The sequence below is a fragment of the Bacillus sp. FSL W8-0223 genome (assembly GCF_038006805.1).
Lineage (GTDB): Bacteria > Bacillota > Bacilli > Bacillales > DSM-4216 > Bacillus_O > Bacillus_O smithii.
This window is the reverse complement of record NZ_JBBOVX010000001.1, coordinates 486967-501540: the sequence shown is the minus strand read 5'-3', so window position 1 is coordinate 501540 and position 14574 is coordinate 486967. Positions and strand designations below refer to the sequence as shown.

Below are 14574 nucleotides of genomic sequence, written 5' to 3'. Positions count from 1 at the left end.
CCCTTTCATCTATAACGTTAATGGATGAAACGCGTTTCAAAGCAAGAGCGATTTTACGGAGGGAGGAGCATTGATTCATGACCAATATTAGAGATATAGCCAAAATGGCGGGTGTTTCCGTCACAACGGTTTCCCGCGTTCTAAACCACCATCCCTATGTAAGCGAAGCAAAAAGGGCTGCCGTGCTCGAAGCCATTAAAAAATCCCATTATCATCGGAATATCAATGCCGTGCATTTAAGCAAAGGCAAGACGAATTTGATTGGAGTGGCTGTTCCGTTTTTGAATCACCCTTACTTCGGGCAGTTGATAGAGGGGATTGCAGATGAGGCGATCACTCAAAATCATCAGCTAGTCTTGTTCCAAACCAATTATGAACCCCAAAGGGAGCTGGAAGCGCTCAAAATGTTGAAATATAAGCAAATTGACGCCCTGATTATTTGTTCGCGGGCGGGAAGCTGGGAATGGATTGAAGAATATCAACAATACGGGACAATCGTTTTATGCGAAGACGCTCGAAAAAAACCTATTTCTTGCACTTTTATTCATCATTATCAATGTTTTCAAGCAGCACTCGATTTTCTGCACCAAAAAGGCCACCGAAAAATTGGCATCAGCATCGGGAGAACTTCCGGAACGAACAGTCACCAAAGACTTCGCGCTTACCGTGATTTTTTAAAAAACATCAACGAACCATATAAAAAGGATTATGTCTTTGACCACTGCCTCGTTCTTGAGGACGGAGTGGATATCATAGAACGCATTTCAAAAATGTCGGAGCCTCCGTCTGCTTTAGTGATCACCAGCGACGAAGTAGCTGCAGGTGCGCTTCTTCAATGCCAACAAAAAGGCATTTCTGTTCCTGAACAATTAGCGATCATCGGTTTTAATAATCAACCCATCTCCTATTTGATGAATATGACTACGATCGACATCCCGCTTTCAGAAATGGGAAGAAGTTTGTTTCGCCAGGCATGCGATGGCGCCCGTATTTCTCAAAAGGAAATGTCTTATACACTCGTTGAACGCTCAACCGTTTAAATTTTCCAAAAAATGGATCAACTAACTTTCGTGCTGCGCCGTATTCAACACTCAATCTCAAGTCAATATGAGTTTTGCAAAGCGGTCATCTTTCCCATATGTACTCAAGGAAAAAGAAAACCCCTACGGAACGATTTTTCATCGTCCCATAGGGGTTTCGATTCTTGGCGAATGCTATTGAATTTCTAAGAAAAGAGCATCTCCCCGCTGAATTGGTCCTTGTTTCCGCAGTACGACTTTTTGTCCTTCCGCTAAGTTCGTAAAGACCACCGGGGTAATGATGGAAGGCACTTTTTCTTTTATAGCTTGGATGTCCATAAAAGCAATTTCTTGACCTTGAACCACCTTGTCCCCTTCCTTTACGAACACCGTAAACCCTTCTCCTTTTAATTGAACCGTATCAATTCCTAAATGAATCAACACTTCCAATCCATCTTCTCTCTTTAAAGCAATCGCATGCTTGGTCGGAAATACCGATAGAATCGTGCCGTTAAACGGGGCAGCTATTTTGCCCTCTGCCGGATCAATCGCAAATCCGTCTCCCATCATCTTTTGTGAAAAGACTTGATCAGGCACTTTTGTCATCTCCATCAATGTTCCTGATAACGGAGCAGCAAATGAATGTGTGTCAAATGTTTTACCTATGTCTGCTGAGCGTTGATCGTTATCAGCAGTCTTTTCCGACGGCTCGATCAAAGATTCATGAGGCCGTTCCATGGCAGCCAGCTTTTTCAACGCCTCCGCAGCAAATTCCACATCTGGTCCGACGATAATTTGCACACTGGTTTTGCTCGTTTTCATTACACCGCGAGCACCCGAACGCTTAATCCGTTGTTCATCAATTGCGTCGCTGTCGCGGACTTCCAGGCGCAATCTGGTAGCACAGTTGTCGATGTTAGTGATATTTTCTTTTCCTCCCAATCCTTCTAAAAAGCCCACGGACATTCTCATATACTTATCGTCAACAGACAATCCGCCTTGCTCTTCCGCCGTATCTTCCTCATCTTCACGCCCCGGAGTTTTTAAATCACGCCATTTGATCACGAAGTAGAAGACAATAAAATAAACGACGAAATAAACTGCTCCCACGAGCAAGAGCAAAACAGGTTTTTGGGCAATTCCGAAATTGAGAAGATAATCAATTAAGCTTGCTGAAAAGCTAAAAGAATCGTGAATCCCCAGCATATAAGTAACTGCCAAAGAAGAAGCCGTTAATAGAGCGTGAACGACATAGAGAAACGGCGATATAAACATAAATGAAAATTCGATCGGTTCGGTAACACCCGTCACAAATGCCGTCAATGCCATTCCCACCAACAAGGCAGCGACTTTTTTGCGGCGTTCCTTTTTGGCAGCGACAATCATCGCCAAACAAGCGCCCGGCAAGCCAAACATCATAATAGGGAAGAATCCGGCCGTAAAGATTCCGGCTTTTGGATCCCCGTGTAAAAATCGGGTGATATCACCGTGGAAAACATTTCCTTTCGCGTCTGTAAAGGAGCCGAAATCAAACCAAATCAATGTGTTAATAATATGATGCAAGCCTAACGGAATTAACAACCGGTTTAAAAATCCGTAAGCCGCAACACCGACTGCTCCTGCACCGATAATCCAATGAGCAAGAGAATCGATTCCATCTTGAACATAAGGCCATATGTAACCAAAAAGGAGCCCAAGAATCACGGCTGAAACAGCCGTTACAATCGGTATAAAGCGGCGACCGCCAAAAAAGGCAAACCAAGTCGGCAATTTTATATCATGGTACTTATTGTAGAGCATTCCGGCAGAAATACCGGCGATAATTCCACCCAATACTCCCATATTGATCGTGTTATTAATGGCATGGGTAGTAAACACCAGCACCATATAGCCTATGGCGCCAGCCAAGGCTGCAGCTCCGTTGCTGTCTTGCGCAAAGCCGATGGCAACCCCGATGGCAAAAAGCAAAGCCAAATTGCTAAAAGTCGCTCCCGGGTCAAGAGCGGGGTCAATGGCCATGCTTCCGAAAAATGCATTACCAGCCTCGGCAATAAAAGGAATATTCAACAAATCCGGTTGACCAAGACGCAATAATAAACCGGCCGCCGGAAGCACTGCTATAGGAAGCATCAATGATTTACCGATTTTTTGCAAAAAACTGAGCATAAAAAATCCTCCTCAATCCTCTCTATACCCTGATCATCTCTGTACAAAATTGATAACGATCACCGCGGTAAACAGAATTCACAAACTCAAAGGGACGTCCATCTTCTAAATAGCTGACCCTTTTGACTAATAAAACAGGATCATTTTCTTCTATTTTCAACATTTCCGCAACCGTTTTTTTCGCTGCAGCCACCTCTAACGTTTGCGATGCTCTGTCTATTCTCAACATTAACGTTTTTTCCATATAATCATATAAAGATTTTTCGACTGCTTCCTTCGTTAATGTCGGCATTAAAGAAACCGGCATATAGGATGTTTCAAACGCCATTGGCTCCTGATCCGCTGATCGAATCGTTATGACCTTATAAATCGGGACATATTCCTTAATATGAAGTTTTTTCGCAGAAAGGGGCTCCGCAGGCAACACTTTAAATTCTAACACTTTTGCTTTCGGCTGCAATCCTCTTTGTTTCATATCTTCCGAAAAACTTATCAAACTCCTCATTCTCATCTTTTTTGCCTTTTCTCTTTCTGCCACAAACGTGCCTTTTCCTCTCTTGCGTATTAAGTATCCTTCATTCACCAAATGATTGATCGCTTGTCTCACCGTCATTCGGCTAATGGAATACATTTCCGCAATCTCCCTTTCCGACGGAATGATGTCGCCCGGAACCAGTTCTTTTTGTTCAATCCATTCTTTAATGGCTTTTTCTAATTGATAATAGATCGGAAGCGGAGAGTTTTTATCAATGTTCAAAATTCCACCTCCGTCTCCACCCATACAGGATCAACAAGAGAAAGCGCTTCTTCATCCGCAATCAGCACCACATTCTCATGTTTTTTTAAAACAGAAGCAGGAATCTCTTCCGTTATTCCCTCCTGAAAAAGTTTGCGAATAATAGGCGCTTTTTTCAATCCGGAAGCTAACAGTAAAATCTTCTTACTCTTCATGATCGTTTCTATTCCCATCGTAATAGCTTTCTTCGGAACTTCCTCAAGGGTGTTGAAAAATCTCGCATTAGCCTTTCGGGTCGATTCCGACAGTTCAACAATATGAGTTTTGGAATCAAAAGGCGTACCCGGTTCGTTAAAACCGATATGGCCATTCACACCGATGCCAAGAAGCTGCAGATCAATGCCGCCAAGACTTTCGATCCGCTCGTCATACCTTTTGCATTCTTCTTCAAGATCTTCCGCTTGTCCATCAGGCAAATAAGTGTTTTCAGGCGGAATTTGGATATGATCAAACAGCCTTTTTTTCATATAAAAATGGTAGCTTTGCTCGTGTTCAGAGCTTATTCCAATATATTCATCCAAATTAACCGTTAAAATCTGTCGGTAACTCGTTCCGTTCTTCTGATGGTCTTTTGCCAATAATTGATACGTTCCGATCACGGTTCCACCCGTGGCCAGCCCGAGAACCGAATCAGGTTTTTCTTTCACTTGGCGAATGATACATTCCGCGGCTTTTTGGCTCATTTCCTCATAGTTGGCTACTTTTACGACTCGCATCTAACTCCCCCTTTTCTAACAATAAAAGGAAATTAAAGCGTTTACATCTTTATATTACCTTTTATTCGTCTAGTTATCTATACCAGTATCAAAACAGCGGAAGGGAGCACCCTTCCGCTGCAATTATTAAGAAGTCGCATGTTCGTGTTCAGCTATTTTTTGTTTCATACGCTCCTGGTCGCGTTTTAAAATTTTCTTTAAATATTTTCCAGTATACGATTGTTCCACCTCAGCCACTTCTTCAGGCGTTCCGGTAGCCACGATCGTACCGCCTTTATCGCCGCCTTCAGGTCCTAAGTCAATAATATAATCGGCTGTTTTGATTACATCCAGGTTATGTTCAATTACAAGCACCGTATCACCGTTTTCCACCAGCCGTTTAAGGACCTTTAGAAGCCGAGCAATATCATCCACATGCAATCCTGTCGTCGGCTCGTCCAAAATATAAAACGTTCTTCCGGTAGAACGGCGATGCAATTCGGAGGCCAGCTTGACACGCTGTGCTTCCCCTCCCGACAATGTGGTAGCTGGCTGCCCCAGTTTGATATAGCCGAGGCCGACATCAGCAATCGTCTGCAGTTTACGCTTGATTTTCGGAATGTTTTCAAAGAATTCAAGCGCATCTTCCACCGTCATATCCAATACATCTGCAATGTTTTTTCCTTTGTATTTCACTTCGAGCGTTTCCCTGTTGTATCTCTTTCCATGGCAAACTTCGCAAGGAACATAGACATCCGGAAGGAAATGCATTTCGATTTTGATAATGCCATCCCCGCGGCAAGCTTCACAGCGTCCGCCTTTCACATTAAAGCTGAAACGTCCTTTCTTATATCCGCGCATCTTCGCTTCCGTTGTTCGGGCAAACACATCGCGTATATCATCAAAAACGCCTGTATAGGTGGCCGGATTGGATCGCGGAGTGCGTCCAATAGGGGATTGGTCAATTTCGATCACTTTATCCAAATGTTCAATGCCTTTCACTTCTTTATGCTGACCCGGCTTTTGTTTTGCTTGGTACAGCTTATGAGCAAGCGCCTTGTAAAGAATCTCATTGACAAGGGTGCTTTTTCCGGATCCCGACACGCCGGTGACAGCGATAAATACGCCTAACGGAAACTTCACTTTCACATTTTTTAAATTGTTTTCTTTTGCTCCTATTATTTCAATAAAACGGCCATCCGGTTTTCGCCGTTCCTGCGGCAGCGGAATAAACTTTTTCCCGGATAAATATTGGCCCGTAAGCGAGTTAGGATCTTTCATCACTTCCTCAGGCGTGCCCGCTGATACGATCTCTCCTCCATGGACGCCTGCTCCCGGCCCGACATCGATTAAATAATCGGCGGCTAACATCGTATCTTCGTCATGTTCTACAACGATTAATGTGTTGCCTATGTCCCGCATTTCTTTCAGCGTTTCGATTAATCGATCATTGTCACGCTGATGCAGACCAATAGATGGTTCATCCAATATATATAAAACTCCCGTCAGTCGAGAACCGATCTGAGTGGCTAAACGAATACGCTGCGCCTCACCGCCTGAAAGCGTTCCGGCCGCACGGCTTAACGTCAAATAATCGAGGCCAACATTATCCAGAAAACCAAGTCGCTGGCTGATCTCACGCAAAATCAAATGGGCAATTTTCTTTTCCTTTTCCGTCAATGTGAGATTTTCAAAAAACTTTTTCGCTTCCTTAATGGAAAATTGAGTGACTTCTCCGATATGAAGACCGCCGATTTTGACAGCCAAGGCCTCTTTCCTTAAACGATGCCCTTTGCAAGTCGGGCATTTTTGATGAGCCATGTATTTTTCCATTTGCTCGCGTATATAATCAGATGTCGTCTCTCGATAACGGCGCTCAACGTTCGGGATCACGCCTTCAAACTCGATATAATTCTCCTTGACTTGGCCGAAATCGGTCACGTAGCGAAAATAAATGCTCTCACCATCTGATCCATATAAAATTTTGTCTAAAAGCGGTTTCGGTATATCCTTGACGGGTATATCCATATCAATGCCGTAATGATCGCACACCGCCTTTAAAAGCTGCGGGTAATATTGAGAGCTGGTAGGTTCCCAAGGTGCAATCGCGTTCTCGCGCAAACTCAAATTCCAATCCGGAATGACAAGATCAACGTCCACTTTTAATCTGGACCCCAATCCGTCGCAAGTCGGACAGGCACCGTATGGACTGTTAAACGAAAACATGCGCGGCTCCAATTCGCCGATCGAAAAACCGCAATACGGACATGCATGATGTTCACTGAATAACAGTTCTTCTTGTCCGATGACGTCGATAATGACTTTTCCTTCCCCTAGTTTCAGCGCGGCTTCTAAAGAATCGGCCAAACGGGAGTGAATTCCGTCTTTCACGACAATACGGTCTACCACCACTTCAATCGAATGCTTTTTATTCTTATCTAATTGAATGTCTTCCTCCACATCCCGCATTTCCCCATCGACGCGAAGACGTACATACCCTTGTTTCTTCATATTCTCCAGCGTTTTGGCATGCGTTCCTTTTTTCCCGGATACCACTGGAGCAAGGATTTGCAGTCTCGTCCGTTCAGGATATTCCATAATGCGGTCCACCATTTGTTCAATCGTTTGAGAAGTAATTTCGATGCCATGGTTAGGGCAAATCGGATGGCCGATACGGGCAAATAACAGACGCAAATAGTCGTATATTTCGGTTACGGTTCCCACAGTAGAGCGGGGATTTCGACTGGTCGTTTTTTGATCAATGGAAATGGCCGGCGACAGCCCCTCGATGGCGTCTACATCCGGCTTGTCCATTTGTCCGAGAAACTGGCGTGCATAAGCAGACAAAGATTCAACATACCTTCTTTGGCCTTCCGCATAGATCGTATCGAACGCCAAAGAAGATTTTCCAGAACCCGATAGCCCGGTTAAAACAACCAATTGATCCCTTGGAATGGTAACGTCAATATTTTTCAGATTATGGGCTCGTGCTCCTTTAACAATGATTTGATCTTTTCCCATGATGGTCATCCTTCCGCTTTTAACTCTAAAATCGCATCACGCAGCTGGGCAGCCCGTTCGAAATCTAGTGCTTTGGCTGCCTCTTTCATTTCTGTTTCGAGACTGGCAATCAAACGATTCTTTTCTTCCGCAGATAATTTTTTCTTAGGAGATTTTTCGTACGTTTCTTTTTCTTCCGCAGCATAAGTAGCCCGAATGACATCGCGAATGCCTTTTTGAATCGTTTTGGGAGTAATTCCATGCTCTTTATTGTACGCTTCCTGAATGGCACGGCGTCGTTTTGTTTCCGAAATGGCTTTTTCCATCGAATCGGTAATATGGTCGGCATACATGATGACGTGGCCGTTTGCATTTCGAGCGGCGCGGCCAATCGTTTGAATTAAAGAGCGTTCCGACCGCAAAAATCCTTCCTTGTCGGCATCCAAAATCGCCACAAGAGAAACTTCCGGAATGTCCAATCCTTCTCTTAATAAATTGATCCCGACCAGTACATCAAATTTTCCGAGTCGTAAATCGCGGACGATTTCAATCCGTTCCAACGTCTTTACTTCCGAATGCAAGTATTGCACTTTTATGCCGACTTCTTTCAAATAATCCGTCAAGTCTTCTGCCATTTTCTTTGTTAAAGTGGTCACAAGCACTCGTTCATTTCTTTTCGTTCTTTCTTGAATTTCGGCAAGCAAATCATCAATTTGCCCTTCGATCGGGCGGACATCGATGGTCGGATCCAGCAAACCGGTCGGCCGGATGATTTGTTCCACCATTTCCGGGCAATGTTCCATCTCGTAAGGACCCGGAGTGGCTGATACGTACACAATTTGGTTAATATGCTTCTCAAACTCTTCAAACGTTAAAGGACGGTTGTCCAAAGCAGACGGCAGCCGGAAACCGTGATCCACCAGGACTTGCTTTCTTGCTCTATCCCCGTTGAACATTCCACGAATTTGCGGTAATGTCACATGCGATTCATCGACCACGATTAAAAAATCATCCGGAAAATAATCAAGAAGCGTATAAGGAGTGGAGCCCGGCGGTCTTAACGCCAAATGGCGGGAATAGTTTTCGATTCCGGAGCAAAACCCCATCTCTCTCATCATTTCTAAATCATATCGAGTTCGCTGCTCCAGTCTTTGCGCTTCCAGCAATTTTCCTTGGTCTCTCAGCTCGTTTAAACGTTCTTCCAGTTCGATTTCAATATTGCGAATGGCCATCTTCATTTTTTCTTCTCTCGTGACGAAGTGAGAAGCAGGGAAGATAGCCACATGTTCCCGTTCACCAAGAATTTCTCCTGTCAGTGCATTGACTTCGCGGATGCGGTCGATTTCATCTCCAAAAAACTCAACTCGGATACAGTGCTCATCCCGGGAAGCGGGGAATATTTCGACTACATCGCCGCGTACACGAAAGGTCCCACGCTGAAAGTTAATGTCATTGCGCTCGTATTGGATATCCACAAGTCGACGGAGAAGGTGGTCCCGCTCCATCTCCATACCGACACGCAAAGACACGACCAAATCCCGGTATTCTTCCGGCGAACCTAAACCGTAGATGCAGGAGACGCTGGCAATGATAATGACATCTCGCCGTTCAAACAGAGCGGAAGTAGCAGAGTGCCGCAATTTGTCAATTTCATCATTGATGCTGGAATCTTTTTCTATATACGTATCCGTCTGCGGTACATACGCTTCCGGTTGATAATAGTCGTAATAACTAACGAAATATTCCACTGCATTATTCGGGAAAAATTCTTTAAACTCACTGTATAATTGTCCGGCTAACGTTTTATTATGAGCGATGACCAATGTCGGTTTATTCACTTCTTTAATTACATTCGAAATCGTGAACGTTTTGCCTGTTCCTGTTGCACCAAGAAGCGTTTGATGCTTCTTTCCTTCCCGTATTCCTTTTACCAGCTGTTGAATGGCTTTCGGCTGATCGCCTTGCGGACGATATTTCGAAACAAGTTCGAAGCGATTTTCCACTCGCAAGATCCCCCCTATATTGACAGCATTTATCAGCCGAAAAGAAGAATTTCTTCCTTAATGGCTGTTTCGTGTATATAAACGATCACATAAGGTGAACGGTGATAGACAATCCTTTATCTGGTTATAACTCATTCTACCACAATTCCCTTCCCCTTCACCAATTATATGCGAACAAATTTTCGTTTCGATTCAAAGAAAATGGATAAAAAATAAAAGCAATCAATGGCATTGATCACTCTTTTAAGCATAAAATTTTCTTTTCCATAAAGAAATTCAATACTCAGCGCAAAGAAGCCAATCTTCACGATTCCGCTGAATCCTTTCCCGTTTGTTCTGTTGCTTGCTTATTTTTTTGTTTTTTTCTATTTTTAAAAAAGGCAATGATGAGTAAAAAAATAGGAATGACGACTTGAAGCGGCAAGTGTAAAACGAGGGGAACTAAATCCAGCCCCTCTTTCATGTGCTCAAAAAAATTATCGGCAATGGATAGCGATGCAATGATCAAGATCGGAACCAGCAAATACAATAGCTTTTTATAATCAGAGATCCGAAAAATTTCCGCAATCCCGATGGAGGCGGCATAGAGAAACAGACTAACTTTAATAAAACCGCCAATCACTAATGTGATCAAAAAAAAGATATCCAGTCGTTCCAAAAAATCAGCCACTTCGATTTGCTGGATGGTTTCTAACAGAGGAAAAGTCGCCGTTGAAAAACCATCCACCCCCAGCACGGCGATGTTGACGACACTTACGATGGTTAAATTAATTCCACTGAGCGTAATCGCCGTTAATCCAATGATCTTTCCTTTTTCGGGCTTGTTTAAATACGGCAGCAACATGGTGAAAACAACGATTTCGCCAAATGGTACATACATGGTTTGCGTAACGATTGTTTTCAACACAGGCCGAATCCCGTTTTCCAGCATCGGCTGTAAATTCTCCAGTTTGATTAAACCGGAAATGACCACCAATACAAAGCCCGAAATCGCCAGCAAATAAAGAGCCACAAAGGATAATTCGCTCGTTCTCGCAATCACTTCTATTCCTTTGTTCAGGCCATATAAAATGGTCGCCATCATAATGGCATTAATAATCAACACAGGTGTCTCGGGATAGGCAAATGTTGCCACTAATTCCCCGAAATCGCGCAGCACTCTTGCTGCTAAATAAAGAAAATAAATGCAATAGACAAAGCCGATCACTTTTCCTACAAACGTCCCTAAAAGGTCTTGTGCATAAGTGGCCAGAGACTTGTCGGGAAAATACAGATAAAGGCGATGGTAGACAAGAAATAAAAGCAATCCTCCCAACAACCCACCTAATATCGTCATCCAAGCATCTTGCTTAGCCTGGACTCCTAAAGTGAGGATAATGGCACTTCCCATTTCAAATAGAAAGATGAGAATGAATAACTGGAGGCCGTCTATTTTTGCCTTCTCCATTCATGGATCACCGCCTTTTTTCTTCCTTAATAGTGGACAGGAATGATTTTGTCCGCAATTCTGAACGCCGTATGTGCGTCCTCACTTCAACCTTTATGTTCATAGTTGGGAAATAATCATCGCTCCACTTCGTGTGTACCCTTTTCCAAAACTTCGGATCGTGCCTATGGATCGCATCGCCAAAGCCAAAAATATCCGTGTGGTTCCGTTGAGCGATTTTGATCGCTCGCTCAATTTCTCTTTCAATTTCTCTATTGGTTTGTCTTTCAATTTTTTGTATGACTCGTAAGTTCGTGATATCAACCGGGACGAGCATTTCTCCAATATCGCCTTCCACTTTCACCAAGACGGACCCTTCCGGTTTTCCGTTTTTCACTTTGGCTGTCAGCTTTGTTTTGTCCCGAACCACTTCATAGGAAAGGGCCTTTTTTCTTCCACCCCAATCGACGCTTACACTCGTGGACCTCATCTTTCCCAGCGACCAGGTTACTCCTCGCGCTGTTTTGCCGTACACCCATTTTTTTAGTTTTCCATCTTTAATCATGGCGAATCCGCTTATTTCGATATTATTTACCGGATTTGTTCTTTGCAGGTTTTCCATCGTCCCCCTTTGTTCACTGTTATGGATCAGCCTGATCCCCGGAATGACCGGTTGTTTTCCCGGGGAAATCAATTGTTGAATGACATCAGCAATTTTGGTTGGGAAAGTTTCACTCCATATTGACTCGGAAGTCGTCAGCGTTTTGCTAATTTGATCAGCGGGAATTTTATCAATTGGCGTCAAAGTTTCTAAAATGGTCTGCGCCTTTGTTCCTTTTGCAACCACCATTGTCGTTGTGTTTCGAAATTGTTGGTCTCTTTCGATGGCTTCCAGTATAACAGGTATATTTTTTTTAGCCACTTTTTCTCCTATTACGAGCATATTCGTATGAGAAAAGTACAAACGCCTTGAAATCATTGTAGAAGCTTTTCTGGCAGCTTCAACGATGTTATCACCTTTTTGATGATACACGACTATCGGCAGTCCTTGTCCTCCTCCGCCACCTTGCTGGACAGCCCCGGCCACATTTCCGGGATTGACAATTTGCATGCTGACCTCATATTTTCCATCCTTCGTCATATCGATGCCGAGTGCCAACACCAACGCCAGATCGGTCAGTTCACGCTTGCTCCAACACCCCGAAAGGAGAAGTTGCACACATACTATCATGAACAATAAGGACCGCTTACGAATCATTTTTTTCACCTTTTTCATTCTCTTTCTGAGAATAGGAATGATCCGGCGGCTGTGGCCGTTGATGTTCACCCGCTCTTGTAATATTCGATTGGCTAATGATACGAGGTCTCTCTTTATATTCCCAGATTGGCTTGCGAACTACTGTGTCGCCAAAATTAGCCGGAATAAAAGGAGCAAGCGGAGTCATATACGGCACCCCAAATGAGCGAAGGCTGCATAGATGAATCACCATCACCAATATGCCCATTAAGCAGCCGTAAAACCCGAATGTCGCCGCCATCACCGCAATAATAAAACGAATCAATCGCGCCGATATCGCAATAGAATAAGCAGGGGTCGCAAAATTGGCAATCGCTGTAATCGAAACGACAATGAGCATAGCCGGCGATACAAATCCTGCTTGAACCGCTGACTGGCCAAGGACAATCGCCCCCACAATCGATACCGTTTGTCCGATTGCCCGCGGAAGCCTTACCCCGGCCTCACGCAAAATTTCAAACGTTACTTCCATAATCATTGCTTCCACAAACGCCGGAAAAGGAACCGATTCACGCTGTGCTGCCAGCGCAATCACAAGAGGGGTCGGTATCATTTCCTGATGAAAAGTAGTCGCTGCAATATAGATAGCCGGACCTACGAGAGAAATAAAAAAAATCAGCACTCGTAAAAAACGGAGGGCAGAACTAAGATCAAACCTGCCATAATAATCATCCACCGCCTGAAAAAACTGGATAAAAACGGCCGGCGCCAAGAGGACATATGGTGTGCCATCCACCAATATCGCTACTCTTCCTTCCAATAAATTAGCCGCCGCCACATCCGGTCTTTCGGTATGAAACAACGTTGGAAAAGTAGTAAACGTTTTGTCCTCAATCAGCTGTTCTATGTAGCCAGAATCCAGAATACTATCGATATTGATCCGCTTTAACCTTATCCTGACTTCCTCTACCACTTTTTCATTGACAATTCCTTTAATATACATAATCGCCACATCTGTCTGCGTCACTTTGCCAATTTTCATGGATTCCAGCCATAGATTCGGATTTTTAATTCTTTTTCTGATTAAGGCACTGTTTGTTCGGATCGTTTCCGTAAAACTGTCCTTCGGCCCGCGAATGGAAATTTCCGTAACCGGCTCCGATATTTGCCGCTTTTCCCCTCCTCTTGTATTAGCCGTTAACGCTTTAGAAACGCCATCTACCAGGATGATCGTTTGTCCCGTCATTAAATTGGTAAACAAATCTTCCCAACAATCTAATTCCTTCACTTCTCCGATCGGTAAAATTTTTTCTTTCAATACCTGAAGCGCTAACTTCGGGTTTTCCAAATTTTGTTCGTTCGTATCTTTCATGGCCGATTCTATCAAAAAGTCTTTTACGGTCAGATCGTCTACAAGCCCTTCCGTATAAATAATGGCAGCTGTGACATCCGCTTCCTGACCCATTTTGATGACACGAACAATGATATCGCTGCTGTTGCCCGTTGTTTCTTTGATGACATCTATATTGGTCGCAAGCGATTTCTCTATATCTCCTTTTGGCACATTTTTGGATTGTCCTAATTGCTCTTGTTTTTTGCTCACCTGTTTTTTCTGTTTGTTCTTTTTGCCTTTATGAAAGAACATTTTCTTAAACAATCCCATCATAATCCCTCGTTTTCAAAAAATGGATGTATCTGTAGTTTCCCGCATATACCGTGGAGATTATACGAACTTTTTTTCTTACATGATCTGGGACAAAATAGAGAAAAATAAAGAAAACATATGTTGTGAGGATGTCATCATGAAGGTCATTTTTACCGTTCTTTTAATCATCGCGGTTCTTTTCGCTTTAATTTTTTCACTCGATTTACTGTTAGGGTACCGATATCAAAATGCGTTTTTAAAAACGCTCGACCCCTTTCGAAAAATGGAAAAAGAAGAAATTATAACGCTTGCTCTCTTTTTTATTGTGTACATCATCAAGCAAGTCATAAGACTATATAAAAAAAAGAGCAAGAACAAAAACAATCAAAAAAGCAGCCCCAAAAAATAAGCTGCTTTTTTATGCGATAAACATATTCAAAAAAAACAATGGAAATGTTTTCAATCAGAGGTTATTACACTGTCTTTCATTGGTCTACTTCTATCAGTGGGAGTCCGCTGTCTGATCACGCGGGATCAAAAGGCCGTAGCGTCTCGTTTAAAGCTCAAAATCTGCCTATTCATGCAAC

At 43.3% G+C, this 14574-nt stretch carries 10 protein-coding genes; 2 read left to right on the top strand and 8 right to left on the bottom strand.

Annotation, left to right across the window (positions count from 1 at the left end):
- Nucleotides 1-77 precede the first annotated feature (77 nt).
- Complete coding sequence (locus NST81_RS02550; RefSeq protein WP_048622588.1) at nucleotides 78-1040, top strand: LacI family DNA-binding transcriptional regulator; 963 nt, start codon at nucleotides 78-80, stop codon at nucleotides 1038-1040.
- Between the two features lie 174 nt (nucleotides 1041-1214).
- On the opposite strand, the gene nagE is transcribed toward NST81_RS02550, so the two are convergent.
- The 8 genes from nagE to NST81_RS02510 all read right to left on the bottom strand — a co-directional run bounded on the left by nagE (nucleotide 1215) and on the right by NST81_RS02510 (nucleotide 13987).
- Nucleotides 1215-3185 (bottom strand): N-acetylglucosamine-specific PTS transporter subunit IIBC, encoded by a 1971-nt coding sequence (nagE, locus tag NST81_RS02545; RefSeq protein ID WP_341028134.1) that lies wholly within the window; start codon nucleotides 3183-3185, stop codon nucleotides 1215-1217.
- A 22-nt stretch (nucleotides 3186-3207) separates the two neighbouring features.
- Nucleotides 3208-3942: a GntR family transcriptional regulator gene (locus NST81_RS02540; RefSeq protein WP_341028132.1), complete on the bottom strand. Its 735-nt coding sequence runs from the start codon at nucleotides 3940-3942 to the stop codon at nucleotides 3208-3210.
- Nucleotides 3939-4697, bottom strand: coding sequence for a glucosamine-6-phosphate deaminase (gene nagB / locus NST81_RS02535; RefSeq protein WP_341028130.1), 759 nt, complete (start codon nucleotides 4695-4697; stop codon nucleotides 3939-3941). Before nagB ends, NST81_RS02540 begins: the two co-directional genes overlap by 4 nt.
- 126 nt (nucleotides 4698-4823) lie before the next feature.
- A complete protein-coding gene (gene uvrA, locus NST81_RS02530) occupies nucleotides 4824-7697 on the bottom strand; it encodes an excinuclease ABC subunit UvrA (protein ID WP_048622584.1) in 2874 nt (957 codons plus the stop codon).
- Nucleotides 7698-7702: 5 nt separating this feature from the next.
- The gene (gene uvrB, locus NST81_RS02525) at nucleotides 7703-9679 is read right to left on the bottom strand and encodes an excinuclease ABC subunit UvrB (RefSeq protein WP_340396558.1); all 1977 of its coding nucleotides are present in this window, start codon (nucleotides 9677-9679) and stop codon (nucleotides 7703-7705) included.
- A 304-nt stretch (nucleotides 9680-9983) separates the two neighbouring features.
- On the bottom strand, nucleotides 9984-11126 hold the full coding sequence (locus NST81_RS02520) for a GerAB/ArcD/ProY family transporter (protein ID WP_341028126.1): 1143 nt from the start codon (nucleotides 11124-11126) through the stop codon (nucleotides 9984-9986).
- A gap of 7 nt (nucleotides 11127-11133) precedes the next feature.
- Complete coding sequence (locus NST81_RS02515) at nucleotides 11134-12363, bottom strand: Ger(x)C family spore germination protein (RefSeq protein ID WP_341028124.1); 1230 nt, start codon at nucleotides 12361-12363, stop codon at nucleotides 11134-11136.
- A complete protein-coding gene (locus tag NST81_RS02510; RefSeq protein WP_341030469.1) occupies nucleotides 12353-13987 on the bottom strand; it encodes a spore germination protein in 1635 nt (544 codons plus the stop codon). The genes NST81_RS02515 and NST81_RS02510 overlap by 11 nt, the downstream gene beginning before the upstream one ends.
- A gap of 157 nt (nucleotides 13988-14144) precedes the next feature.
- On the opposite strand from NST81_RS02510, the gene NST81_RS02505 reads away from it, so the two are divergent.
- Complete coding sequence (locus NST81_RS02505) at nucleotides 14145-14396, top strand: hypothetical protein (RefSeq protein WP_340396555.1); 252 nt, start codon at nucleotides 14145-14147, stop codon at nucleotides 14394-14396.
- Nucleotides 14397-14574 lie beyond the last annotated feature (178 nt).